This window comes from Mucilaginibacter sp. P19 (assembly GCF_050632265.1).
GTDB lineage: Bacteria > Bacteroidota > Bacteroidia > Sphingobacteriales > Sphingobacteriaceae > Mucilaginibacter > Mucilaginibacter gossypii.
This window is the reverse complement of the sequence record NZ_CP192586.1, coordinates 5,001,191-5,026,544: the sequence shown is the minus strand read 5'-3', so window position 1 is coordinate 5,026,544 and position 25,354 is coordinate 5,001,191. Positions and strand designations below refer to the sequence as shown.

At 43.8% G+C, this 25,354-nt stretch carries 24 protein-coding genes and 1 pseudogene; 12 read left to right on the top strand and 13 right to left on the bottom strand.

Features of this window, described 5'->3' with window-relative positions:
* Nucleotides 1-10: 10 nt before the first annotated feature.
* From ACQ86K_RS24415 to rhaT, 5 genes are all read right to left on the bottom strand, one after another.
* Nucleotides 11-793, bottom strand: a complete 783-nt coding sequence (locus tag ACQ86K_RS24415) for a polysaccharide deacetylase family protein (RefSeq protein WP_091175327.1) — start codon at nucleotides 791-793, stop codon at nucleotides 11-13.
* A gap of 244 nt (nucleotides 794-1,037) precedes the next feature.
* On the bottom strand, nucleotides 1,038-2,426 hold the full coding sequence (locus ACQ86K_RS24410; protein ID WP_091175325.1) for an FGGY-family carbohydrate kinase: 1,389 nt from the start codon (nucleotides 2,424-2,426) through the stop codon (nucleotides 1,038-1,040).
* Between the two features lie 4 nt (nucleotides 2,427-2,430).
* Entirely contained in the window at nucleotides 2,431-3,705 is a 1,275-nt protein-coding gene (locus ACQ86K_RS24405) for a sugar isomerase (RefSeq protein ID WP_091175323.1), read from the bottom strand.
* 173 nt (nucleotides 3,706-3,878) lie between these two features.
* Complete coding sequence (locus tag ACQ86K_RS24400; protein WP_091175320.1) at nucleotides 3,879-5,999, bottom strand: bifunctional aldolase/short-chain dehydrogenase; 2,121 nt, start codon at nucleotides 5,997-5,999, stop codon at nucleotides 3,879-3,881.
* 33 nt (nucleotides 6,000-6,032) lie between these two features.
* Nucleotides 6,033-7,061, bottom strand: a complete 1,029-nt coding sequence (gene rhaT, locus ACQ86K_RS24395) for an L-rhamnose/proton symporter RhaT (protein WP_431200924.1) — start codon at nucleotides 7,059-7,061, stop codon at nucleotides 6,033-6,035.
* A 320-nt stretch (nucleotides 7,062-7,381) separates the two neighbouring features.
* On the opposite strand from rhaT, the gene ACQ86K_RS24390 reads away from it, so the two are divergent.
* The gene (locus tag ACQ86K_RS24390; protein WP_256337557.1) at nucleotides 7,382-8,896 is read left to right on the top strand and encodes a gluconokinase; all 1,515 of its coding nucleotides are present in this window, start codon (nucleotides 7,382-7,384) and stop codon (nucleotides 8,894-8,896) included.
* Between the two features lie 19 nt (nucleotides 8,897-8,915).
* Here ACQ86K_RS24390 and ACQ86K_RS24385 read toward each other — a convergent pair whose 3' ends face one another.
* On the bottom strand, nucleotides 8,916-9,554 hold the full coding sequence (locus tag ACQ86K_RS24385) for a sphingomyelin synthase family protein (RefSeq protein ID WP_256337555.1): 639 nt from the start codon (nucleotides 9,552-9,554) through the stop codon (nucleotides 8,916-8,918).
* 145 nt (nucleotides 9,555-9,699) lie between these two features.
* Here ACQ86K_RS24385 and ACQ86K_RS24380 point away from each other — a divergent pair, with 145 nt between their 5' ends.
* From ACQ86K_RS24380 to ACQ86K_RS24370, 3 genes are all read left to right on the top strand, one after another.
* Entirely contained in the window at nucleotides 9,700-10,119 is a 420-nt protein-coding gene (locus ACQ86K_RS24380) for a MerC domain-containing protein (protein WP_091175313.1), read from the top strand.
* A 214-nt stretch (nucleotides 10,120-10,333) separates the two neighbouring features.
* Entirely contained in the window at nucleotides 10,334-10,780 is a 447-nt protein-coding gene (locus ACQ86K_RS24375; protein WP_091175311.1) for a Fur family transcriptional regulator, read from the top strand.
* On the top strand, nucleotides 10,777-11,586 hold the full coding sequence (locus ACQ86K_RS24370; RefSeq protein WP_091175307.1) for an N-acetylmuramoyl-L-alanine amidase family protein: 810 nt from the start codon (nucleotides 10,777-10,779) through the stop codon (nucleotides 11,584-11,586). Before ACQ86K_RS24375 ends, ACQ86K_RS24370 begins: the two co-directional genes overlap by 4 nt.
* A 117-nt stretch (nucleotides 11,587-11,703) precedes the next feature.
* On the opposite strand, the gene ACQ86K_RS24365 is transcribed toward ACQ86K_RS24370, so the two are convergent.
* Nucleotides 11,704-12,540, bottom strand: a complete 837-nt coding sequence (locus ACQ86K_RS24365) for an aminotransferase class IV (RefSeq protein WP_129571377.1) — start codon at nucleotides 12,538-12,540, stop codon at nucleotides 11,704-11,706.
* A 75-nt stretch (nucleotides 12,541-12,615) separates the two neighbouring features.
* Complete coding sequence (locus ACQ86K_RS24360; protein ID WP_431198970.1) at nucleotides 12,616-13,650, bottom strand: RluA family pseudouridine synthase; 1,035 nt, start codon at nucleotides 13,648-13,650, stop codon at nucleotides 12,616-12,618.
* 75 nt (nucleotides 13,651-13,725) lie between these two features.
* Between ACQ86K_RS24360 and ACQ86K_RS24355 the strand changes: the two genes are divergently transcribed.
* Both ACQ86K_RS24355 and ACQ86K_RS24350 read left to right on the top strand, forming a co-directional pair.
* A complete protein-coding gene (locus ACQ86K_RS24355) occupies nucleotides 13,726-14,199 on the top strand; it encodes a pyridoxal-phosphate dependent enzyme (protein WP_431198969.1) in 474 nt (157 codons plus the stop codon).
* Nucleotides 14,184-14,621: a 1-aminocyclopropane-1-carboxylate deaminase/D-cysteine desulfhydrase gene (locus ACQ86K_RS24350; RefSeq protein ID WP_431200923.1), complete on the top strand. Its 438-nt coding sequence runs from the start codon at nucleotides 14,184-14,186 to the stop codon at nucleotides 14,619-14,621. Before ACQ86K_RS24355 ends, ACQ86K_RS24350 begins: the two co-directional genes overlap by 16 nt.
* Before the next feature lie 155 nt (nucleotides 14,622-14,776).
* Here the strand turns inward: ACQ86K_RS24350 and ACQ86K_RS24345 are convergent, their stop codons facing one another.
* On the bottom strand, nucleotides 14,777-15,880 hold the full coding sequence (locus ACQ86K_RS24345; protein WP_431198968.1) for an ATP-binding protein: 1,104 nt from the start codon (nucleotides 15,878-15,880) through the stop codon (nucleotides 14,777-14,779).
* A gap of 79 nt (nucleotides 15,881-15,959) precedes the next feature.
* On the bottom strand, nucleotides 15,960-16,799 hold the full coding sequence (locus ACQ86K_RS24340; RefSeq protein WP_431198967.1) for a PAS domain-containing protein: 840 nt from the start codon (nucleotides 16,797-16,799) through the stop codon (nucleotides 15,960-15,962).
* 333 nt (nucleotides 16,800-17,132) lie between these two features.
* Between ACQ86K_RS24340 and ACQ86K_RS24335 the strand changes: the two genes are divergently transcribed.
* From ACQ86K_RS24335 to ACQ86K_RS24325, 3 genes are all read left to right on the top strand, one after another.
* The gene (locus ACQ86K_RS24335; protein ID WP_431198966.1) at nucleotides 17,133-18,152 is read left to right on the top strand and encodes an aminotransferase class III-fold pyridoxal phosphate-dependent enzyme; all 1,020 of its coding nucleotides are present in this window, start codon (nucleotides 17,133-17,135) and stop codon (nucleotides 18,150-18,152) included.
* Entirely contained in the window at nucleotides 18,152-18,463 is a 312-nt protein-coding gene (locus ACQ86K_RS24330) for an aminotransferase class III-fold pyridoxal phosphate-dependent enzyme (RefSeq protein WP_431198965.1), read from the top strand. Before ACQ86K_RS24335 ends, ACQ86K_RS24330 begins: the two co-directional genes overlap by 1 nt.
* Nucleotides 18,464-18,687: 224 nt before the next feature.
* Complete coding sequence (locus tag ACQ86K_RS24325) at nucleotides 18,688-19,125, top strand: hypothetical protein (RefSeq protein WP_431198964.1); 438 nt, start codon at nucleotides 18,688-18,690, stop codon at nucleotides 19,123-19,125.
* A gap of 102 nt (nucleotides 19,126-19,227) precedes the next feature.
* Here the strand turns inward: ACQ86K_RS24325 and bshB1 are convergent, their stop codons facing one another.
* From bshB1 to ACQ86K_RS24310, 3 genes are read right to left on the bottom strand one after another with little or no spacing between them, the layout of a single operon-like run.
* The gene (bshB1, locus tag ACQ86K_RS24320) at nucleotides 19,228-19,953 is read right to left on the bottom strand and encodes a bacillithiol biosynthesis deacetylase BshB1 (protein ID WP_431198963.1); all 726 of its coding nucleotides are present in this window, start codon (nucleotides 19,951-19,953) and stop codon (nucleotides 19,228-19,230) included.
* A 13-nt stretch (nucleotides 19,954-19,966) separates the two neighbouring features.
* Nucleotides 19,967-20,473 carry a glutathione peroxidase gene (locus tag ACQ86K_RS24315; protein ID WP_431198962.1) on the bottom strand — a complete coding sequence of 169 codons (507 nt, stop codon included), beginning with the start codon at nucleotides 20,471-20,473 and terminating at the stop codon, nucleotides 19,967-19,969.
* Between the two features lie 4 nt (nucleotides 20,474-20,477).
* The gene (locus tag ACQ86K_RS24310; protein ID WP_274987065.1) at nucleotides 20,478-21,092 is read right to left on the bottom strand and encodes a DUF4294 domain-containing protein; all 615 of its coding nucleotides are present in this window, start codon (nucleotides 21,090-21,092) and stop codon (nucleotides 20,478-20,480) included.
* A 109-nt stretch (nucleotides 21,093-21,201) separates the two neighbouring features.
* On the opposite strand from ACQ86K_RS24310, the gene ACQ86K_RS24305 reads away from it, so the two are divergent.
* The 3 genes and pseudogenes from ACQ86K_RS24305 to ACQ86K_RS24295 all read left to right on the top strand — a co-directional run bounded on the left by ACQ86K_RS24305 (nucleotide 21,202) and on the right by ACQ86K_RS24295 (nucleotide 25,346).
* On the top strand, nucleotides 21,202-23,424 hold the full coding sequence (locus ACQ86K_RS24305; protein ID WP_090529622.1) for a RelA/SpoT family protein: 2,223 nt from the start codon (nucleotides 21,202-21,204) through the stop codon (nucleotides 23,422-23,424).
* Between the two features lie 159 nt (nucleotides 23,425-23,583).
* Nucleotides 23,584-23,994 carry a Fur family transcriptional regulator gene (locus tag ACQ86K_RS24300; RefSeq protein ID WP_431198961.1) on the top strand — a complete coding sequence of 137 codons (411 nt, stop codon included), beginning with the start codon at nucleotides 23,584-23,586 and terminating at the stop codon, nucleotides 23,992-23,994.
* 75 nt (nucleotides 23,995-24,069) lie between these two features.
* Nucleotides 24,070-25,346: pseudogene (locus tag ACQ86K_RS24295) on the top strand (adenylosuccinate synthase).
* Nucleotides 25,347-25,354 lie beyond the last annotated feature (8 nt).

Sequence of the window (25,354 nt, the reverse complement as noted above, 5' to 3'; positions counted from 1 at the left end):
TTTTATAAAACTATTTAGCGGCCATCACCTCATCCATGGCTTTCATAAAAGTTGTCACTTCAATTTCGTTTCGGTGTGCCTTTAAATATGCTAACAGCTTCCTGTGCGCATCTGCGGGTGTAACCAAATAATCGCCGCCTACGCCGTGAAACATGAAGATGCCCAGTCCGCCGCTTTGTTGTACTTTCTTTACAAAATCTATCAGGGCATCGCCGGTTACCGGGTTGCCTGTTACGCCCCATGAGGGCACTTTTAACGGGTCGAGGTTTTTAAAATCAGTGATCACAGCATCCGGTCCGCCGCCTATACGGGCGTATTTTGCGAGGCCTGCTTTACGCAGGGTATCAACATAGTTCACGCCGCCAACTTCAACCTCGGTACATGGATATGCATAGGTTCGGCTGCCTGTTTTTCCATCAACAGCAAAAAGCAGCGTGTTCATTTCATTGATCTCGCGCAGCATCATGTACGGTGTATAAATAGCCGAATTGTTAGCCGGATTAGCTTTTACATTAGTGAGCAGGCAAGGGTGATATAAAGTGTGATTGGCCAGTTCATAACCTTTTTTGCCTACCTCGCGCCAGCGCGGCAAGGTAGCTTCGGTCATGTTGCCCATTAAAAAGAAGGTGGCGGTAAGGTGTGCAGAATCGAGCTGTGGTATGGCTATGTTTAACTGTGAATTGATGCCGTCGTCATAAGTAAGCACAATAATGGCTTTTTTATGCTTAGCTTGTTGGGCATTGGCAATAAATGCAAAATTGAGCAATAACAGAAACAAAGCGAATCTTTTCATGAGAGGGTTATTGATTGGTTGCCCTAAAATAAAAAAATCCGGTCGATAACCGGATTTTTAAATAAGAGTTTCGTTTATAAAAATGTCATTTCGATAGAGCTGGAACGGATGGTGTGCGGGCGCGAAAGAGAAATCTTGTACACCTTGTTGAGCCTAAATGCATGCCGTATAGGATTTCTCCTCACCCCAACCTTTGGCCCCCCGCCATTCGTTCGAAATGACATCGGTTTTTACCGAAATAGAGCTATACAACCTCGCTCTGCACCCCCGAATAATATTTCAGCTCGATCAGGTCATGCGGTAGTGTTTTGGTATTCCAGGCATGATGAATAGCCAATGCCGTACCTACGGCAGTTGCCTGTGCCATCGACGCGGCGTAAACTTCCAAATGAGGGAAGGCCAACGCCAGCAGGTGCATGAAAACGCTGTTTTTACTGAAGCCGCCATCTACAAAAATGCGTTTTACCTTACAGCCGTTTAAAACATAATTGGTTGAGATGGTTTGCTGGGCAATAATATCAATCATGAGTTGGTGGTAAGCTTCAACATCATCGGCAAAAATGTTTAAGTCGCGCTGCTCAAATGCCGATTTCTGTAACTGGCCTTCATTTTCGTCGGCCTGTAATGAGGGTTGATTATTTAGCCGGGCTGCAATTGCAGGATCATAATTTATGGTACGATACCTGATCTCGTCCTGGTTAAAGTGGGCGGCTATTCTTTTTACTTGCTGCTCATATTCATAACCCGTAAACAAGCGTGAGGCTTTCACCGGGCTGCCTTTGTATTGCAGGTAGTTAAGACAATCATGCTTCAGCTCATCAGCCGTAAGCGGTGTTTGGTTAAAAGGGTTAAGACTGATTGACCAGGTACCTGTAGAGATCAGCACAAAAGGCATATTAAAGCTTACCAGGTAAGGGATCAGCGCTGCCGAACTATCGTGCAACCCAATACCAACCTTGTAAGTACTGCCCGGAAACTCGGCCGGAAGCACACTATCCGCGGGATGCAGAGGTGCCATTTTGGGCAGAATCCCTTCAGCATTAAGCCAGTTGTGATAGGTGTTCTTAGCAAAATCCCAAAGAGCAGTGTGGCAGCCGATACTGGTTAAGTCGCTCACCATTTGCCCGCTGATAAGATAGCTCATATACTGGGGTAGGTGTAAGGCATACTTTATCCGCTTAAACACTTCGGGCTGTTGATATTTAAGCCTGTATAACTGCAATCCCGAATTAAGGTTGCCCAAAACCGGCGAGGCGGTCTCTAAAGCAAACCTGGCTTCGTCGCCATAGTTTTCATAAAACTGCCTGCCCAGTTCAGGCGGATATGGCTTAAGGTAATTATAAAGTGGGGTAAGCGGCTTGCCGTGTTCATCAACATAAACAAAGCTGGCGCCGTAAGTTGAAAAGTTGACCGCCTTAAGATCAAACTCCTTATGCTTAAAAATTTCGCGCAATGAATCAAACACCGATAACCTGAGGCTGTCGAGGTTTTCACATGCGTCGCCATCTTCGTCGTGGGTTTCCAGGAAACGGGCTGTACGTTCAAAAACTATCTTGTAGTTTTCATCGAACAGGAACAGCTTCTTGTTGGTTTTACCCACATCAAAAACGGCTATAACAGGTATCGGCTCCATAGGCTTACAATCCGGTTGATACTGCTTTAGCTCCTCTTTCGTTTATCAGTTGCTGCCTGATAGTTTGCTGCCTGTAAACAGCCAGCGGGTTTAACGCGCCGCCTGCTCTTAAGCGTGCTTCGGCCAATAACGAACGGACGTCGGTGCGGTAAGCCTGCTGCAATATTTCCTGGGCAAGTACTACATCATTATCCTGTTGTGCCTGTACCAATGCTGGAGTATCTACTAACAATGCCTGTGCATAGGCTATCTTAATGGCTTCTACTGATTGTAGCAGGTCCTCAATCGGATCTTTTACATTGTGTGAAGCATCGATCATCCAGCCTATAGAAGTGGCGTGTGTCATGCCGCGGGCGTCCATACCTTCAACCAGTTCGTTAAAGATCAGGAACAACTGGTATGGGTTGATGCTGCCAACGGTAAGGTCATCATCACCATATTTTGAATCGTTAAAGTGGAAACCGGCCAGCTTGCCTTCCATCAGCAGTAATGAAACTATCTGCTCAATGTTTACGCCCTGTAAGTGATGACCAAGATCAACTAATGTCTGCGCTTTTTGGCCCAGTTTTGATGATAGCAGGTAAGATTGACCCCAATCGCCAATAGTGGTTGAGTAGAAGTTAGGCTCATAAGGTTTATACTCAACCCAAACTTTCCAGTCATCGGGCAAGGCCTCATAAATTTCCTGCAAGCTTTCTAAAGTGCGTTCAAACGCGCCGCGCATATTCAACTGACCGGGGAAGTTCGATCCGTCCGACAGCCAAACAGATAATGCTTTTGAATCAAGCTCAACACCGTATTTGATCACCTCAATATTGTGGGCAATAGCCTGTTTGCGTACCGCTTTATCTACATGGTGCAATGAGCCAAATTTGTAGCTCAATTCCTGATTAGGCTGATCCTGGAAGGTATTTGAGTTAACCGCGTCAAAATGCAAACCCAATTGTGCCGCATGGGCTTTGATAGCTGAGGCATTGGATGGGATATCCCAGGGAATATGTAATGATATAGAGTTGCTGCTACGGTTAAGTGCATGGATCAAGCCCACGTCTTCAATTTTTTCTTCCAGGCTGCGGGGCTCACCACCGCCCGAAAACCTGCCGAAACGTGTACCGCCGGTACCTAAAGCCCAGCTTGGTATAGCAATATTAAAATCAATCAGTTTTTGCAGGATAGTATCCAGGTTTTTTACGTCACCGGCAACAAAATCAAACTTGCGCTGGTGATCTTTCAGTTGCTGATGATTGGCTTCATCAATTTTATATTTTTCTAACTGCATAATTGGTATTGGTTATAAAGCAAGTTCAAGTTTGACGCTTGAACTTGCAAAATTTATAAATATGTCATTGCGAGGAACGAAGCAATCGCATGCTATACAGAGTGGCTACGCATGGTGGTCATGCTTCCGTGCGATTGCCACGCTATCGCTCGCAATGACATGGGTTACTGTAACTATCGCACAAACGCCATCGCCACGCCGCCATCAACATTCAACACGTTACCGGTTGATTTGTTGAGCAGGCCGCCGGTAAAGGCAAAGCAGGCATTAGCAATATCGGCAGGTAGTATTACCTCGTTCAATAATGTGCGTTTTGCATAGTAAGCAGGCAGTTCATCCACGGTAACGCCGTAAGCTTTAGCACGGCCTTCGGCCCATCCGCCGGCCCAAATGTTGCTGTCGCTGATTACGGCATCCGGGTTAACTACGTTCACACGGATCTTGTCGGTACCAAGCTCGGCCGCGTTCAGTCTGCTCAGGTGTAACTGGGCCGATTTTGCCGAGCCGTAGCCGGCGTTGTTCGGTCCGCTCACTAAGGCGTTTTTGCTTACAATGTTGATAATGTCGCCGCCAATGTCTTGTTTTTTCATCACAGCAACTGCCGCCTGAGTAATAAAGAACTGGCCTTTAACCAATACATCGTACAATAAGTCCCAGTCTTTTTCAGTATGGTCGGCAATTGATTTAGAGATAGATAAACCGGCATTATTTACCACTATATCCACACCGCCGAAAGCTAAGGCTGCAATTTCAAGTGCTTCGTTGATCTGGTCGGCTTTGGTTACGTCAAGTACGGCTGTGGTGTATGAATCTTTGCCGTATTGTTTTTTAAACTCTTCACCTGCGCCTTCCAAACGCTCGGCGTTCATATCATTCAGAATAACTACAGCGCCTTCATCAACAAATTTTTTGGCGATAGCTTTACCTATACCACCAGCACTACCGGTGATCAGGGCAATTTTACCTGATAAAGCTTTTGGCTTAGGCATGCGCTGTAATTTAGCTTCTTCCAATAACCAGTACTCAATATCAAACGCTTCCTGGCGCGGGAGAGAAGTGTATTCCGAAATTGCTTCAGCACCTTTCATTACGTTGATGGCGTTGGTATAAAACTCGGCGGCAACGCGGGCGGTTTGTTTATCTTTTGAAAAAGAGAACAAGCCTACACCCGGATACAGGATGATAACCGGGTTGGTATCCCTGATAGCCGGGCTGTTATCATGCTTGCAGGTATTGTAATAGTCGGTATACATTTGGCGGTAAGCCTCAAAGGCAGGAGCCAAACGTGCTTTTAACGCGGTAACATCGCTCAGGTCTTCGCCCGGTGCAAGGTCAAGTACCAGCGGACTGATCTTGGTGCGAAGGAAATGATCCGGGCAGCTGGTGCCTAATGGTGCTAAACGGTCAAGATCATTGGAGTTGATGAACTCCAATACGCGGGCATCATCCGTAAAATGACCAACCATGTGCCTGTAGCTTGAACAAAAACCGCGCAATACCGGTGCAAGGGCAGCAGCCTGTTTTTTACGGCCGGTCTCGTCAAGGCTTTCCACTTTTTGGCCACCGAAAACAGGGCCTTTTTTTCCGTAGTTTTCTTCAAGATATTCGGCACAGCGCTCAATAACCTCGAGCGTATTCATGTAGCTTTCGTAAGCTGTATCGCCCCAGGTGAATAAACCATGCGAACCTAACATAATACCGCGGATGCCTGGGTTTTCATCCAAACATTGTTTTAATTGCAAGCCTAATTCAAAGCCTGGTTTTTTCCATTCAACCCAGCCGATGGTACCGTTAAAAAGCTCCTGGGTTATTTTCTTACCGTCTTTTGCGGCAGCAATAGCGATGGCAGCATCCGGGTGCAGGTGATCGATGTGTTTGAATGGCAGGAAGCCGTGAAGCGGCGTATCAATAGATGGTGCTTTCGAGTTAAGATCGTAGATGCAGTGATTAAACAACTCAACCATTTCATCTTCAAATTCAACCCCGCGATAGATGTTTTTCAGGCTGCGTAAACGATCAACATAAAGGGCAGCCAAGCCGCTCTTTTTCAACGTGCCAATATCACCGCCTGAGCCTTTGATCCACATTACCTCAACATCGTTGCCGGTGAGTGGATCTTTACTCATCAACTTGCATGATGTGTTACCACCACCATAGTTGGTAAGGCGCAGATCGGCACCCAAAAGGTTGGAGCGGTATATGAGCAGGGCTACTTCATCGCCCGCCAGTTCGGCGGCTTTTGCTTCATCCCACAAATAGCTTACGTGTTTAAATTCAGTTGTTTTCGACGACATATATTTTAATTGTTGAATTATTGAGTTAATGAATTATTGATTTGTTTTTATCGTTGGCTTATTTAATTCGGCTTTTACCGTCGGTTTTTCGGGTTTTATCTTATTCCCATATCCCACAACCAGTACCGATATTACAATTACCGCTATACCGGCTATTACCGTTGCGAATGCTTTTTTACTTACGCCTTTCCACTCTTTAAGTACCAGGCCCCACGTATTAGCTATCAGGATAATGAAAGCCATGTGCAGGATCCAGGAGCTGGCGCCATTCCCCATTTTGCTTTCGCCCATACCGTAAAAAAAGAACTGTAAAAACCAGGTCGTGCCGGCCAGTGCCGCAAACAGGTAGTTTTTAAGGAGGGGTGTTTTTTTATCGGTATAATTATCAAACGTTTTATTGCGGGCATTTAGCACCATACACCATATAAAGTTAGTGGTTAAACCGCCCCATAATATAATAATATAGGTTACATTGTTTGAAAACAGGAAGTTACCTTGTCCCGGATGCGCCGCCTGCCAGATCTGGTTAGCGGTATCGGCCATTGGTTTCCCGGCTTCAATACCGAAGTTGAAACAAGCGCTCAGGATCCCCGAAACTACGGCCACCAGTATACCTAAACCAAAGCGGTAATCTTTATTCTCCTGGGCTATGGTTTTATCGGCCGACAGTTCTTTCTCTTTCATCATACCTGCTTTACCGCATATAATAATGCCCACTACACAAAGCACAATGCCCAATAAAACCATCTGCCCCCATTCGCTGTGCATCATCAGCGTAAAAGTATCTTTCCCCTCTTTCGGGAAAAGGTCATAATACACCGATGGAATTATCGATCCAAAAACTGAGCATAAGCCCAGTATAATGGTGCTACCCAGCGATACTCCCAAGTAACGTACCCCTAATCCATATGTTAAACCACCAATGCCCCACAGCAGTCCCATAAGGTACGTCCAGCCAAGGGTAGCTGTAGCTGTATGGCTTATAATGTCGGCAAAGCCGGGAATAGTAAGCCATGCTGCCAGCGGTGGTACAATGAGCCATGAAAAAATGCCGCCTACTATCCAGTAGCTTTCCCAGGCCCAGCCTTTTATTTTTTGTAGGGGATGTAAAAACTCCCCGAAGCAAAGCCACCGATAAAATGGAAGATGACCCCTAAAATTACTTGCATATTCTCTGATTGGTTTATATTGGTATGGCTAATGTAGATAATTTAAATGCCTGAACTGTCCTTTGCTGTCATGGATGTAACCGTAATTTCGTCTTAACCGGGATTTTAAGGATTAATGGGATGGACAGGATTTCATAAGCAGTTTTACGCTAAACTGTTAAAGAAATCCCTTAATCCTAAAAATCCCCCCAAATCCCGGTTCTGTTTATTATTTTGGCAATCAAATACATCTCCATGCAGGCATATATTTTAGGTATTGATATTGGCACCGGCAGTACAAAGGCCGTAGCGGTAAGTTTAACGGGTGAACCATTAGGTACAGTATCCAATCATTACCCCATTAATAGCCCCGAACCCGGTTACAGCGAACAGAATCCGCTGTTGATTTGGGACGCTTTTGTAAAATGCCTTGCTGGTATTACTGCTAAATTGGGCGCCGCCCCGCAGGCCGTGAGCCTGAGCAGCGCCATGCATAGTATTATTCCGGTTGATGAGCATGGCGAAGCACTGCTGCCTATGATGACCTGGGCAGATGCGCGGAGCGAGAACATCGCGCAGGCATTGCGTGCAACGGAAAAAGGTGAACGCCTTTATCATAACTGCGGCACTGCGATCCATGCCATGTCGCCCTTAAATAAGTTGCTGTGGCTGCGTGATAATCAAAGTAAGATCTTTGAAGCCGCCCATAAATTCATTTCGATAAAGGAGTTTATCTGGTTCAGGCTTTTTGGTGTTTTTGAGGTTGATTATTCCATTGCGTCGGCTGCGGGAATGTTTAATATTGTAACGAAAGAATGGAATGATGAGGCTCTTACACTCACCGGTATCACGGCTTCAAAATTATCAACCCCGGTTAATACCACTTATTACCGGAACAGTATCAGACCCGAAGTAGCTGTGTTAACCGGGATAAATGCCGGTACCCCGTTTGTTATAGGGGCAAGTGATGGAGCCTGTGCTAATTTAGGCAGCCACACAACCGGCCCGGATGTAGCGGCGCTTACTATAGGCACCAGCGGCGCGGTGCGCATTACCAGCCCGAAGCCGGTTTACAATTACGAAGCCATGGTTTTTAATTACCTGCTTGATGAGCAGACTTATGTATGCGGCGGAGCAGTAAATAACGGAGGTATAGCGGTAAACTGGCTGCTCAAAAACTTTTTGCAAAAGGATAACCTTACCGCTGCTGATTATGACGCTTTATTTAATGAGATAGCAACAATGCCTGCCGGCAGCAACGGGCTTATATTTTTACCCTACCTGTACGGTGAACGCGCCCCGCTCTGGGATACCAAAGCCTGCGGCACCTTTTTTAATATCAAGCCGGCACATACCCGGTCGCACTTTTTACGTGCGGGGCTTGAAGGCATTTGCTTTGCACTGAACGATGTGCTTAAAACATTGGAAGATGCATCGGGCGGGATTATACAAGTTAATATCAGTGGTGGTTTTACCAGCTCGGCAGTATGGACACAGGTACTGGCAGATATCACCGGGAAAAGGCTCGCAGTGCTTCAGTCTGAAGATTCATCGGCGCTCGGCGCTATTTATCTCGCGGCACGGGTATTATATCCTGAAAGTTATGACAAGCTTACCCGTGTTGAACAGCAGGATTTTATCGAACCAAGTGCTAAAAACCATGAGGTTTATAGCAGGATGTTCCCTGTATTTAAAAAGCTGTACGGTGATTTAAAGGACAGCATGCATTTGGTGGATGGATGGGAGTGAAGACTGATTAAAAAAGTCATCATTCCAGCCCCAGCCATTTAACCAATCTCCAGCAACCATATACAAAAAATGGCGCGGCCACTACATCAATAGTATAATGAATATGCTGTATCAACAGTAATACTACCAATACAATTGCACAGGCCAGGGCGATCAGTTTATCTGTTCGCTTTTGCAGGTGGAGGTACACAAGTACCATGGTTGCTGTGTGGCCCGAAAAAAACAGGTCTTTGGTGATAAACGTATGCCCGTAAAACACGCTTGTGCTTGGGTCAATAAGCGGAACAAGGCCCACTGGCGGATTGAGCTTGACCAGGCCGATGGTAATAAACCGGGCAATACATACAAAATTAAGTGTCCAGATATAAGTGATACATATCCTCGGGTTATAAAGCGCCCGCCACATCATCAGCATGCCCATGCTCCAGATGAGTATAAAAATCGGGACTGAAAGATCGTAAGAGGGTAAATGGGCCAATACCCAATCATTAAGTACAACCCCGTCCTGCCTTTTTTCAATATACTTGAAAAAAGACGGTAGCAGGTTAATGATGATGACTATGACCATAGTGGCGCCCAGTAACTTGAGCCTGCTGGCCTGGGTATCATAGGCGCTCTGCCAAAGCTGTTTTATATGATAAATGGAGGCTAAATTCAATCTATGTTTTTTTATAAAGCCTGCAAAAATACAGTTTGCTGGTTAATATTAAGTAATTGTCAGGTATTTGTTAATTTAATAGATGTAGATATGGATAGTGAAAACAAATGCAATTGTGTTGCATTAACTTGTTTATATTTGCGGCATGGATTTTCAAAAGCTTTCACCCCGGTTGGATAATATTGGTATCACTGCTTCAACGCTTTGTGCTATCCATTGTGCGGTAGTGCCTTTGTTGTTTACCAGTTTGCCGTTGGTGGGCCTCGGGTTTTTGGCTAACGCCTGGGTAGAGTGGGGGATGATCATTTTCGCCCTGGTGATAGGAGTGTATTCTATAGGCTTATCTTACCGGCGTACGCATCGCCGTTCAGTTCCACTATTTATGCTTGTATCAGGTTTTGTTATCATCATGGGAGGGCACGCGTTTACAACAACAGGAAAATACGAGGCTATGATAGTTCCTGTTGGGGGCTTGCTGATAGCCGCCGCGCATTATATAAATTATAGGTATACCGGTGCCTGCAATCATGATCATAAAACATATAAACTTGAAAAGGTTGAGTAATGGATAAGCGCCACAGGAAATTCTTTTATGCATTTTTGCTGTTCAACTGCTTTTTGAGTCCGGCTTGTAATCATGAAAAGCATGGTGCCCCGGCTGTATCAAACCGTCATACTAAGCCGATAAAAAATACCGTTATAAAAGCCGGCAACTAATGGCGTATATTATACGTACCATTATTAAATTAGCGGCCTTATAATTATTACCCAATTGATACATGACACAAACCCGCGATATACATCATTTTGAGCACCTGCTTGATAAACATCACCTGAAAAAAACTGCGCCCAGGCTGCGGGTTTTATCTATGATGTCGTCAAGACATTCCGCTACCTCGCAGCCCGACCTGGAGAACCTGATGCATGATATTGACAGGGTTACCCTTTACCGGATCCTTAATGCTTTTGAAGAAAAAGGGATCATCCATAAGATATTTGATTTAAACGGTACGGCTAATTATGCCCTTTGCTCATCAAGTTGTAATGAGCATGATCACCATGATGAACACCTGCATTTTAATTGTACCCAGTGCAAAAATGTGTATTGCCTTAATGATATGAACCTGCCCGCTATAGATCTCCCTGCGGGATTTGAGTCGCATGGCTTTACCCTGTATGCTCATGGCTTATGCCCCAGGTGCAGTAAAAAGGCGGTGAAAAAATGAAATACGTCGCTTTGCCCGGGATGATCATCCTGGTGTTCCTGTTTCAAAATTCATTCGCGCAGCAAAAAGATACTATACCTGCTGTTACAACTTTTAGGTTTAAAACGGTTGTTATTGATGCCGGGCATGGCGGTAAGGATGCCGGGGCGCGTGGTTCACATTCGTTTGAGAAAAATGTAACACTGTCCATAGCCCTGAAGCTCAAGGCAGCGCTTGATACGGCCATTACTGATGTTAACGCTATCCTTACCCGTACCGATGATACCTTTATCCCGCTAAACCAGCGCTCGGCTATTGCTAATCAAAACCATGGCAACCTGTTTATTTCCATTCACTGCAATTCATCGCCCGAGGGCACTGCCGCACGTGCACACAAGCAAAAAGGTGTGCTGATGCTGGTATACGGTTTCCACCGCCTTAAGGAGCAGGAAGAGGCCGTACGCGAAAATGCTTCTATTTTTCAGGAAAAGGATTACAAACAGAACTATGAAAGCTATGATGAAAGCGATCCTTCAAACCTGATCGTACTGAATGCTTATATTCAGAAATACCGTAAGCAAAGTATCCGTTTTGGTGATTTGCTTGACGATGAGTTTACCGGGGTAGATGGCCGCGAAAGTAATGGTGTGAAAGAACAGGGGGTATTGGTGCTGGCCCATAGCGCTATGCCTGCTGTATTGATAGAAACCGGTTTCATTAATAACCCCGAAGAGGAGGAGTACCTTAATTCGGACGAAGGGCAGCACGAAATTGTAATGACAATCATCAGGGCACTTCGAAATTACAGGAAGGCAATAGGGGCATAAAAAAGCTGAATGCCTAAAGCTGAAAGCCCAACCTTCGGTTACATGGGCTATAGGATTTTCTCCTCAATCCGGCGCTTTGCCCCTCGCTGTTCGTTGAAACGACGCTCTTATTAAAAATTACAATTTATTCAACTCATCCATCAGTACCTTGCTGTACTGATTAAAATAGCGCCTTACCCCAAAACCCATAACGGTTTGGATACCGCGGGTGGCGTTGGTTAAAAATACTTCATCGGCCTCGTATAAAATATCAGGATTGATCTGGGCTTCGGTGATATCAATGTTATTTTCCTTTGCCAATTTGATCACTACCTGGCGCATTACACCTTCAACGCAGCCCTCGCTTAGCGCCGGGGTATATAAGTGGTTTTGATAATTGATGAAAATATTGGAACTGCTGGCTTCGCATAAGTTTCCGCTTTGGTTCAACAGAAAAACATCATCCAGCTTGTTTTGAGTTTTGTACAAACCAGCCATTACATAAATAAGCGAGTTGCATGTTTTAATGTTCGACAGATAGTTGGACGGTTTGGGCAGTTCCGTAAACACATCCATGATCAGGCCCTTCTCATTCAAAAAATACCGGGGCTCTTCGGATGGGGTTAGCTCCAGGCAATAGCCCATTTTATTTTGAGTAGGGGTATACAAGCCTTCGGCATCGCGGTAGACGGTAAGGCGTAACCTGCCGTGTTTAACTTTATTTCGGCGGGCAAGCTCACTAACTATTTCGTTCAGGAACCAGGTATCCATTTGCGAATAACCATCAATTTTAAGGGCTTTCATGCCCCGCTGTAGACGGTCGGCATGCAGTTCGGCAAATTTCAGTTTCCCTTTCATTAGTCGCATGCTTTCAAACAGGCCATCGCCATATTTAAAGCCCCTGTTGCCAATGGTAAGCAATGGGGTGTTTTGGGGGAGATATTCGCCGTTAAAATTGATGAATACGGGCATCATAGGACGGATAGATATTATAATTTGATCGTGTTGTTAATAATTACCGGGTATTGTTACTCTTCTATCTAACGTCTGTTATTTCGTATCTGTATCGCTGTACTTTCGCCATTTTGTAAGTACGGCCTCAAAATCAGCCGGCAGCGGCGATTCAAAATGCACCTGCTTTTTTAATGTAGGATGTAAAAAGCCCAGTGTTTTTGCATGCAGGGCTTGCCGTGGCATCAGCTCAAAACAATTTTCAACAAACTGTTTGTACTTGCTGAACATGGTGCCCTTTAAAATTTTATCACCGCCGTAAGTGGCGTCGCTAAACAAGGGGTGACCGATATGCTTCATATGCGCCCTGATTTGATGGGTACGGCCGGTTTCCAGCTGGCATTCAATCAGGGTAACGTAACCCATTCGCTCTAAAACTTTATAGTGCGTTACAGACCATTTTCCTTTTTCGGGGTCATCATATATCGACATTACCCGCCTGTCGGCAACACTACGGCCAATATAGCCGGTAACCGTGCCGTCTTCCGGTATATCGCCCCAGGCAAGTGCTATATATTTGCGGGTGATGGTATGCTCAAAAAACTGCTTAGCCAACCAGTTCATGGCACGCTCATTTTTGCTGATAAGCAGCAGGCCTGAAGTATCCTTGTCAATGCGGTGTACCAGCCCCGGCCTGCCATCGTTGCCCGGCAAGGTTGGCAATTGCTGAAAATGGTAAACCAGCGCATTAACCAGTGTACCCGTATAATTGTTATAACCGGGATGTACTACCATACCAGCTTCTTTGTCAACCACCAATACATCATCATCTTCATAAATAATATTGATGGGGATGTTTTCGGGATATACTTCTGTATCGCGCGGAGGGTGTGGCAGCACTACCGAGATCACATCAAGCGGCTTTACCTTATAGCTCGATTTGATAGGTTTATCGTTCACCAGCACATTGCCCAGCTCAATAGCATTTTGAATACGGTTGCGCGAAGCATTCTCCACGCGGTGCATCAAAAATTTATCAATCCGCAAAAGCGACTGGCCCTTGTCAACCACTACGCGTAAGTGTTCGTACAAGTCCTGTTCTTCCTGCTCAATAAGTTCGGGTTCGTGTGCCATTTGAGGCGCAAAAGTAATCGTTTTTTATGGTAGGTTAAATGTAATATTGCAATAGCATTAACGCCGTATTATTTTATGAACATTGAGCTTGAAATTTTTAGCCCGGTACAGCAAATCGGTAACCCCCTGTTTGATGACCACGGCGTTAAAGTTTTCATCAAGCGCGATGATCTCATCCATCCAATGATATCGGGCAATAAATGGCGCAAGCTTAAATATGTGCTTAAACAGGCTCAAGCCGAAGGCAAAACACACCTCGTAACCTTTGGCGGCGCTTACTCCAACCACCTGATGGCCACAGCCGCGGCTGCCGCAAAGTTTGGCTTTAAAGCTACAGGCATAGTGCGGGGTGAGGAGGTTGATAACGATACCTTGTTTTTATGCCGCCTGCATGGTATGGAACTGCAGTTTACCGATCGTAACAGCTATCGTGATAAACTTGCACTGTTCAATCAATATTTTGGTAATGATGAACAGGCTTTTTTTATTGACGAAGGGGGGCATCTGCCGAAGGTGCCAAAGGCTGCAGCGAACTGGTTAACGAGTTAACAGAAAGCTATGACTATATCTTTTGCGCCTGCGGTACAGGTACAACAGCGGCAGGTGTCATTAACGGATTAAATGGTCATCAGCTTAAAACAAAGTTCAACGCGGTTCCGGTATTTAAAAACGGTGGTTTTATTAAAGAGGAGGTAGACCGGTTCTTAACTGCCCGGGCAGATTATAACATACATACCGATTACCACTTTGGAGGCTATGGCAAAGCGAATGACGAGCTTATCAGTTTCATTAAACAATTTGTAGCAACAACAGGGATATTGATAGAACCTGTATACACCGGTAAAATGATGTATGCACTGTATGATTTAATAAGCAAAGGGCATTTTAAACCCGGCAGTAAAATCCTGGCTATTCACAGCGGGGGGATTTGGGGATTATTGGGGATGAAAGAAAAGTTTAATCAACACTAATTAATCAACACTAATTACACGAATGAGGTCGAATTTTCGCGAATTGGAATTAAATAGCACTAATTTCACAAATGCGTCCGAATTTACACGAACCAACTAATTCGTGTAATTCGTTCTAATTGCTCAATAATACGCTAAGCATTCGTGCATAAATTTCAATTCGTGTTTATTGGGATCTCAAAATGGAAGGTTGAGCCTTCGCCGTAAGTGCTTTCAACCCAAAGTCTGCCCTGGTGGCGGTTAACAATTTCCTGGCAAATGTACAGGCCAATTCCTAACCCCGACATGTGAGAGGCGAGGTTCTCAACGCGGTAAAAACGTGAAAACACCCGATCCAGTTGATCGGGCTGGATCCCGATGCCAAAATCCTGCACCGATACCCTGAACTTGTTGTTGATAACAAGGGCTTCGATGATCACTTTATCTGCCTTTGGCGAATATTTAACGGCGTTGGTTACCAGGTTAATGACAACCTGTTCAATACGCTGGCTATCGGCATGGATAATTAGTTCCCCGGCAGGTAAATTTAAAAGGAGCTGATGGGAGGGGCCGGTTTGTTGCAGGATCTCCCTCAATTCGATAAGCAGTTTGATCACATCGAAATCGGTATAAGTAAAAGGCAATTTACCGGTCTGGATTTTGGTAACATCAAGCAAATCCGATATCAGGATGGTTAATTTGCCTACTTGCTCCAATGCCCTGTTGGCCAGTACTTTGCTTTTATCATCCGGCGGGAGGTTACGGGCAATGATTTGCAGGTAACCCTTTAAACTGGTGACCGGTGTTTTTAACTCATGGCTTGCAAGCCCTATAAATTCATCCTTTTTTTCATTAAGCTCTTTAATATTTTCATAAAGCTTGGCGTTATCAAGTGCTACCGCGGCCTGGGCGGCAACAGCCAAAACAAGTTGCTCGTGCTCCCTGGTAAACCTGGCCGGTTGTTCGTGCCCAAAAAATAACCCGCCAATCACCTCGCCCGATTTGCCCCTTACCGGAACCGCGAGGTAGCTTACTACCGGGAGGTGCCCTTTAGGCTGGCCAAAATGTGGTGCATTTTTTCCGTAACGCGGGTCTTTGGTTATATCATCAACCCTTACCGTTCCCTCGCCACTGAAAGTTGGGTGAAAGACTGCCGTATTACGCGGCATACCAAATTTTTCAAATGCCTCACGCGGCGCGCCCGAAAGCGTGAACAGCATATATGATTCGCCCTGCTCATTAACCTGGTTGTGAAAAAAGCGCCAAACTGCGCGCCGCAAAGCTGGGTAGTGGCATCGGTAACTTTTTGCAGGATATTTTGAATATCCAACTCGGCCGAAATAACCTGTCCTATGGAGTTTAAGATCTCCAGGCGTTCGGCATATTGTTGTAATCTTTCTTCTGATTTTTTTGCCGGCCTATATCGCGGATTATTTTTGAAGCCCCTATTACCTTATTGCTGTTGTTTCTTATGGGAGATATGGTAAGCGAAATTTGTATTTCCTCGCCGCTTTTTGTTTTACGTATGGTTTCAAAATGTTCTATCCGTTCGTTGTCCCGTATTTTATTAATGATCATTTCTTCTTCATTATAACGGTCTTCCGGTATCAAAACCGTGATATGTTTGCCTATGATCTCATCTTCTGTATAACCAAATAAACGTTGGGCCGCGCCGTTCCAGCTGGTAATTACACCATCAAGGTTTTTACTTACAATGGCATCTTCTGATGATTCAATGATAGAGGCCAGCATCCATTGCTTTGATTCGGTATTTTTTTGTTCTGTAATATCTATCAGGGTATTGGCGGCGCCTGCCAGTTCGCCATTTTCATTAAAACGGGGTTTAGGGTTGGATAATATATAGCTTACACTTCCATTAGGACGTTTAATAAGCATTTCCTGCTGCTTTACAGCCTTGCCATATTTTAATACTTTGCCCGTTGGTGTTTCATCGGGAGTTAACAGTATACCATCGGATGTAAATATCTCCCAGTTTACATACCACTTGTCTTTATTAATGTGAGGCGTTTTGCCCCAAAGCGTTACCGCCGCTTTGTTAAATGAGGTTATGTAGCCCTCTTTATCGCAGGTGTAAACTGCAACGGGCAGGTCTTCAAGTAAATCCCAGTCGGTACTATTGGTAAATGTTAATTTTGGGACCGGTTTTGAGTTGCTGGCAGATAATGGTTCTTCTCCCATAGTTATAAATATCCCTTTTGGTTGTATCTGCCACTAATTTAGTATTAAAATAATCAACCTATGTCAAATTAATTAAAATGAAAATTTTATCAAGCTACCCCGGTACAATTCAGGTTCGCAGGAGGAGGAATTTGATGTTAACCGGGCAGAAAATGTAAATTTCGGCTGCATTTTTTTATGAATACTGTGGTTGAAGCAGGTGTACCGGTTTTGAGTTTGGTACAAAAAGTAACTTTAAACAATTTAAAGTTACTTTTTTGCCAATCGGTTCAAAAACCCCTTAAATTTTGATTTTAGGCGGTTTTTACTAAATTTGTAATAAACCAAATTAATATGTACAACCTACTTGTTTCTCCGCAGGATGTCCAGGCATCGCTTCAAAAGCATGTACTGGCCGATGGATTCGACCTCACTTTTGATATGGAAAAAAGTAAGGGTGTTTATATTTATGACGCAAAATATAACCGCACACTGCTTGACTTTTTTACCTGCTTTGCTTCGGTGCCTTTGGGCTATAACCATCCCAAAATGCTGAATGATGAAGAGTTTAAGAAAAACCTCATGCTTGCGGCATTAACTAACCCGTCAAATTCAGATATCTACACTACGCAATACGCCCAGTTTGTTGAAACATTTGACAGGATAGGGATCCCCGAATATTTACCGCATGCTTTTTTCATTTCCGGTGGTGCGCTGGCTATCGAAAATGCGCTGAAAGTAGCTATGGACTGGAAAGTGCAGAAAAACTTTGCCAGGGGCTATACTAAGGAAAAGGGTTTTAAAGTATTGCACTTTGAGCATGCTTTTCACGGCCGCTCGGGTTATACCCTGAGCCTTACCAATACCTTGCCTAATAAAACCAAGTGGTTTGCCAAGTTTGACTGGCCGCGGGTATCTGTGCCTTATATGAATTTCCCTTACAGCGATGCCAATCATGAAGACCTGTTAAAGAGAGAGCAATTATCGGTGGCACAAATCAGGAAAGCATTTGAAGATAATAAGGATGATATATGCGCCATAATAATTGAGCCTGTACAATCAGAAGGCGGTGATAACCATGTACGCAAAGAGTTTTTAGAGAAGCTGCGTGAACTTGCTGATGAGTACGAGGCATTGCTGGTTTACGATGAGGTGCAAACGGGAGTTGGTTTAACAGGCAAATTCTGGTGCCATGAACACTTTGGAGAAAAGGCGCGCCCTGATATCATTGCCTTTGGTAAAAAAATGCAGGTTTGCGGCATATTGGCTGGCCGGCGCATTGACGAGGTTGAAGATAATGTATTTAAAGTATCATCGCGCATAAACTCAACCTGGGGGGCAGTTTGGTTGATATGGTACGCTCGTCAAAAATAATGGAGATTATTGAGGAGGATAAGCTTTGCGATAATGCGGCAGTAATGGGAGAGTACCTACAAAATGGTTTGAGTGAAATTGCCGAACGGCACCCGGTTGTAAGTAATGTGCGGGGGAAAGGGTTGCTTACTGCCTTTGATTTTCCGGACAAAGCAATAAGGGACAGCTTTATTAAAAAAGGTTTTGATAATAATATTATGTACCTTGGCTGCGGCGAAAGGAGTGTGCGTTTCCGCCCCGCGCTGATCATCGAAAAAAGCCACATTGACATAGGCCTTGACATGCTTGAACAGCTTTCGGTCACTTTATAACACAGTAAATAAAGAAAATTAATTCCGGCTACAGCCAAATCCGCTCATGAAACGGATGAAATTAACTAATATTTAATAAGGTAAAATCGGCATCTATTATTTGCAAAAATAGAAAGATATTAATATACGCTACTTTTTTTCCAAAATCCGCTATATTTTTTGTTATTATTCCGATTAGATTTGTTGCAACCCTATTAAAGTAACGTAGTTCTATTTCAAGCACCATGAGCAAACACATAGAGAAATTAAAGAAACAACTGGTTGAAGTTGCCGAGGTTGTAAACTCATTCAAATCTGAAGCCGTGCAGGTTCGTATAATTGACCGTTTACTGGAGGTTATGATCGAATCGGAGAAAGTAGATGCCGAGGGTGTTGAAATGTTTGGTAAAAAAGTAAGGAAATTACGCATTGCAGATGAAGGCGGAGGTGTTTCAGGGCGTAAAAAGCCTGGTGCTACCAAAATACTTAATCAATTGCTGAATACAGATTTCTTTGATAGTCAGCGTTCTATTTCATCAATTGCCAATTACTGTAAAGAACAGTATGACTCTGACTTTAAAACATCTGAACTTTCAGGGATCCTCTTAAAATTAGCTAATGAAAATAAGCTCAGAAGGGAGAGGAGCAATGAAAATAATCGCTTTGAATATATTAAAGCATAAATATCATCATACTTGCTTAAATAAACAGGGAGCCTGATTTTCAGGCTCCCTGTTTATTTAAAGTGGAATTTATTATATATAACTTATAGTTAAGTATAAGTATTATTTAAGGTTAAATAAATTATCTACTCCTAAAATTTTTCTGCTCGTAAAGCCCTCAGCGTATTTAACCTGGATGCTTTTACCAAACTCGCGTGCCCGGCCGGTTACTATTTCAATAAAATTGGATGTTGAAATATAGGTTTGAGGTTCTTCTTCCCAGCTTGGGTTATAAAATTGCGATCCGTAAGCATTAATACTCTCTATCTTTTTATCCCAATGTTCGGTTACATCAATTAATATATCAGGAGTAATATAGTTATCCTGTATAAAATGCAGCACCATGTCTGGCCGCCAGGCCTCTTGTGGTGAGCCATCAATATCAAATGTTTCTATTTTGCGAAGGCCCGCTAAAAATGCCGAGGCTTCAACAAGTTCATTTGCCCGGCCATGATCGGGATGGCGGTCATGGTAAGCATTGGTTATTACGATGGAGGGGCGAAATTTGCGGATGGCTTCAATAACCTTTACCTGGTGTTCGCGGGTATTTTCAAAAAAGGCATCGGGCAGGCCAAGGTTTTCACGTACGGCTAAACCTAATATTTCGGCGGCGGCGGCAGCTTCCTGTTTACGGATCTCGGCCGAGCCGCGGGTGCCCAGTTCGCCACGGGTAAGGTCAACAATACCAACTTTGTAGCCAAGGGCTATATGTTTTAAAATTGTACCTGAGCAACCTAATTCAGCATCATCAGGATGTACCGATAAAACTAATATATCTAATTTAAGCATGCGCAAAAGTAATTCATTGGTTAGACGCCGCTGTCAGCAGGCGGTCAATCTTTCGCCTGATTTTTGAGGAGTTTGGTTTGGTGAAAGGGTAGTAAAAATCAACTACATGCCCATTCTTATCAATCAAAAATTTATGAAAATTCCAGCGCGGAACCGACCGCACATTGCCATTCTCCTTTTTATCGGCAAAAAATTGATACAAAGGGTCGGCATAGGGGCCGCGTACCCTTATTTTTTCAAATATGGGATAATTTGCTCCATTGGCTTCACAAAAAACGGCAATAGCCTCACCGTCTAAAGGTTCCTGGCCGCCAAAATCATTTGAAGGGAATGCAAGAATTTCAAAGTCCTTGCCGGCAAGCTCAGTTTTTAAAGCTGCCAATTCTTTTAGCTGAGGTGTAAAACCGCACTGTGATGCCGTGTTTACAATTAAAAGAACTTTGTTTTTATATTTTGAAAGACTGATCTCTTCACCGTTTAACTTTTTAACGTTAAACCGGTAAATGCTTTTGTTATCCATTAAACTAATTGCTGTATGAATTATATCCGGCCTGATTTAATATGGCCTCGATATCCTTCTGTTCTTCAGGGTCGTAGGTTTCTTTGAGGTTATGACCAAATATGCTTGCTACCGACTGGAACATGAAAGCCTTAAAGCCGCCTTTTAATTCTTTAACCATAGCAAAGCTGGTTTGCCCGGTTTCGCGGTCAATAAGCTTAATTAAAACTTCGCCCTGACTAATTGTCAGGTTCTTGATCTCTTTATTGAACAGGTTTTTTATTTCACCCTCGCAGGTGCTAACCAATTCTTTTTGTTTTTTCCTGTCGGCGGTAACGGCAAGGTCGCGTTGTAACTGGCGGTACCTTTGCCCCGCAAAACGTGCGTAAGGCAATACTTTCATTACATTATAACGCAAACGGCGGTAGTTTAGCCTATCGGCCTCGCTCGCAAAAATACGGGTATCTACAATTCTAACCTCCGGCTCAACTATCCATGGTACAAGCTCGCCGTCAAGGTTGGTCATGGCTGTTCTGATGGTATCATTTTTGCCAAGAGTTACGGGTGCAGGCGTAGCTGTTTGGGCCTTTGCAGCACCCATTAAGCAACATAACAGCAGCGTAAAACCAATAAATTTCATATTTTTACTTAATACAAAAATAATGTAATTTTTTTTGGTATTTTACTAATACCTGCAATAATATTTATTTGCTGCATGTTTATGATTGAATACCGCTAATACCCCGTACATGAAAGACTTAGTGATAGACCTGGAAGCCGAGAAGAACGAGATACTAAAAAGATACCGTGCTTTGTTGCGTGCCTGTAAATCAACCCTGCAAAAGGGCGATAAACGCATGATACGCAAGGCATTTGATATGGCCCTTGAAAGCCATAAGGATATGCGCCGTAAAAGCGGCGAACCTTATATATACCACCCTATTGCCGTTGCCCAAATAGCTGCCGAAGAAATTGGCCTGGGTACCACCTCAATAGTGTGCGCCCTGCTGCATGATGTGGTTGAAGATACCAACATGACGCTTGATGAAATTGAGATGGAATTTGGTAAAAAGGTAGCCAAAATTATTGACGGCCTTACCAAAATATCAGGTGTATTTGATACCAACAGCTCATTGCAAGCCGAAAACTTCCGTAAAATGCTGCTTACCCTTGCCGACGACGTAAGGGTGATACTGATTAAGCTTGCCGACAGGCTGCATAACATGCGAACCATGGAGTTTATGCCTAGGGATAAGCAGCTTAAGTTATCATCAGAAACGGTTTACCTGTATGCGCCCCTGGCACACCGCCTGGGTTTATATGCCATAAAATCTGAGTTGGAAGACCTCTCCATGAAATATATGGAGCGTGAAACCTACCAGTTCATCAAAAATAAACTGAACGAGAAAAAGGCCGAACGCGAGCGTTTTATCCGCGATTTTATCGAGCCAATAAATAAATCATTACAAAGCCAGGGGCTTGAGGCCGATATATTCGGGCGACCGAAATCTATCCACTCCATCTGGAATAAGATGAAAAAGAAGTCGATACCTTTTGAAGAGGTATATGATCTTTTCGCCATCCGGATCATATTGGATAGCGCCCCTGAACATGAAAAGGCCGACTGCTGGAAAGCCTATTCTATAGTAACCGACCAGTACCGCCCAAACCCGGACAGGCTACGCGACTGGATTTCATCGCCCAAGGCTAATGGTTATGAATCATTGCATACCACGGTAATGGGCCCGCGCGGGCAGTGGGTTGAAGTGCAGATCCGTACCAAGCGCATGAACGAGATTGCCGAAAAAGGTTTTGCCGCGCATTGGAAATACAAGGAAGCCAGCACCGACAGCGGCCTTGACCAATGGGTACACAAAGTGCGCGAGATGCTCAAAAATCCCGATACCAACGCGCTCGACTTCATCGATGATTTTAAGATGAACCTCTTCAGCGATGAGATCTTCATTTTTACGCCAAAAGGAGCGCTGATCCAGTTGCCTTTAAATGCTACAGCGCTTGATTTTGCCTTCGAGATCCATACCGATGTGGGCGCAAGCTGTATCGGTGCCAAGGTAAACCATAAGTTGGTGCCGCTAAGCTACAAGCTCCAGAACGGCGACCAGGTAGAGATCATTACCTCAGGCAAGCAAACCCCTAAGGAAGACTGGCTTAATTTTGTGGTTACTGCAAAGGCAAAGGCCAAGATCAAATCGGCTTTAAAAGAAGAGAAACGCAAAATTGCCGAGGATGGTAAAGAGATCCTGGAGCGTAAAATGAAATCGCTTAAGATCACTTACAATTCCGAAAATCTGCAAAAGATCAGCTACTTTTTCAAGCTGCAGGCCACTCAGGATCTTTTTTACAATGTTGCCAAGGGCATTATTGATATGAAGGACCTGAAAGAGTACCAGGCATCCGAAAAAGTGATTGATAATAAGCCGCAGGATAAAATTGACCAGGAGCAGGTTCAAAACCTCATCAAAAATATCAAGGCTAAAGACAGCGATATCCTGCTTATTGGCGAGGATATGCAAAAAATAGATTATAAGCTGGCCAATTGTTGTAACCCTATCCCCGGCGATGATGTTTTTGGTTTTGTTACCGTAAGCGACGGTATCAAGATCCACCGTACCAATTGCCCCAATGCGGCTAAGCTCATGGCCAACTACGGCTATAGGATAGTAAAAGCCCGCTGGACAAATCAGCAGGAGCTTGCTTTTCTTACCGGTTTGCGTATTACCGGTATTGATGAGGTAGGGCTGATCAATAAGCTTACCACCGTAATATCAAATGATTTTAAAATAAACATCAGATCTATCACTGTTGATAGTGATAATGGTATATTTGAAGGCTCGCTGATGTTGTATGTGAATGACACCAGTCACCTTGATACCCTGATTAAAAACCTAAAACAAGTAAAAGGCGTAACCGCGGTTAACCGTTTTGATTCGGCAATTGAAAAAGCATCGTGAGGATAGAAGCAGGAAGTCAAGAGTCAAGAAGCAAGAAAGAAGCAGGAAATTAAGAATTATGAGGCAAGACAGAATTCACCAATCTTGATTCTTGACTCTTGACCTCTTGTCTCTCTAATCCATAATTTATTAATAACTTTGCCCCGTTAATACATCATTATGTCACAGCAGGATACCATACCAATGGTTAAAAAAATTTTTGAGGCCTACCTCGAAAATAAAAACCTCAGGAAAACCCCTGAACGTTTTGCTATACTCGAAGAGATATATTCCCGTACAGATCACTTTGATGTGGAGTCGTTGTACATCCACATGAAAAATAAAAAATATCGTGTAAGCCGTGCAACGGTTTACAATACGCTTGAGCTGTTGGTTTCGTGCGATCTGGTCACTAAACACCAGTTTGGTAAAAACATGGCCCAGTTCGAAAAATCATACGGCTACAAACAGCACGACCATATCATTTGCATCGACTGTGGTAAAGTGGTTGAGTTTTGCGATCCGCGCATCCAGCAGATCCAGAGTATGATGGGCGATATATTAAAATTTGACATAATTGTGCCAAATTAAGAGAGGGTTTTTGTGACAGAAAAATTTAACTTTGCCCCCTTTCATAACACATATTCTTGAACTTACGATAAATTAATGGCTGTTGACGTATTATTAGGCCTCCAGTGGGGCGATGAAGGAAAAGGAAAAATTGTTGATGTGCTTAGCGCAGGTTACGACCTGATTGCACGTTTCCAGGGCGGACCAAATGCAGGTCATACTTTAGAGTTTGACGGTAAAAAGTTTGTTTTAAACACCATTCCTTCAGGTATATTTTTTGAAAACACCATGAACCTTATTGGTAATGGTGTGGTGATTGATCCTATCACCCTGAAAAAAGAACTGGATAAATTAAAAGATGCGGGGCATGACCTGTTGGCCAAAAAGAATCTTTTAATTGCTAAAAAAGCACACCTGATATTACCAACTCACCAGTTGCTTGATGCCGCTAATGAAAAAAGATGGGTGAAGGCAAAATTGGTTCAACTTTAAAAGGTATTGGTCCAACTTATATGGATAAAACCGGTCGTAACGGTTTACGTATTGGTGATATCACCCTGCCCGATTTTAAGGAGCGTTATCAGAAGCTGGTTGATAAACACGTATCAATGCTGCAGCAGCTTTACGGCGAGGTAGCAGATTTTTCAGAACGCGAAACATTGTTTTTTGAAGCTCTCGATGTTTTACGCCAATTCCCGCTTGTTGATTCTGAACATTTGGTTAACAACTATATTAAAGAAGGCAAAAAAGTTTTAGCAGAAGGTGCTCAGGGCGCTATGCTTGATATTGATTTTGGTTCATATCCGTTTGTAACTTCATCAAATACTACCGCTGCCGGCGCTTGCACAGGTTTAGGTATTGCCCCACAGCAAATTGGCGAAGTAATAGGTATTTTCAAAGCTTATTGCACCCGTGTAGGTGGCGGTCCGTTCCCAACCGAACTGGAAAACGAAACAGGTGAGGAACTACGCAAAGTAGGCCATGAGTTTGGTGCTACTACAGGCAGGCCACGTCGTACCGGCTGGATCGATCTTCCTGCTTTAAAATACGCTATTATGCTTAATGGCGTTACTCAACTGGTAATGACCAAGGCTGATGTATTAAGCGGTTTCGATAAAATTTATGCTGCTACTCATTATAACTACCTGGGCGAGCAGATTGATTATATGCCTTACGATATTTGCTCAGTTAAACCAGAGCCGGTTTACAAGGAAATTAATGGCTGGAACGAAGACTTGACTGGTATTACCGAACTGTCTGAGATCCCGGCTAAGCTGCAATCATACATTGATTATCTTGAGGCCGAACTTGGCGTACCAGTGAAATATTTATCTGTAGGTCCGGACAGGAAGCAGACTTTAACATTACATTAATAGGTTAT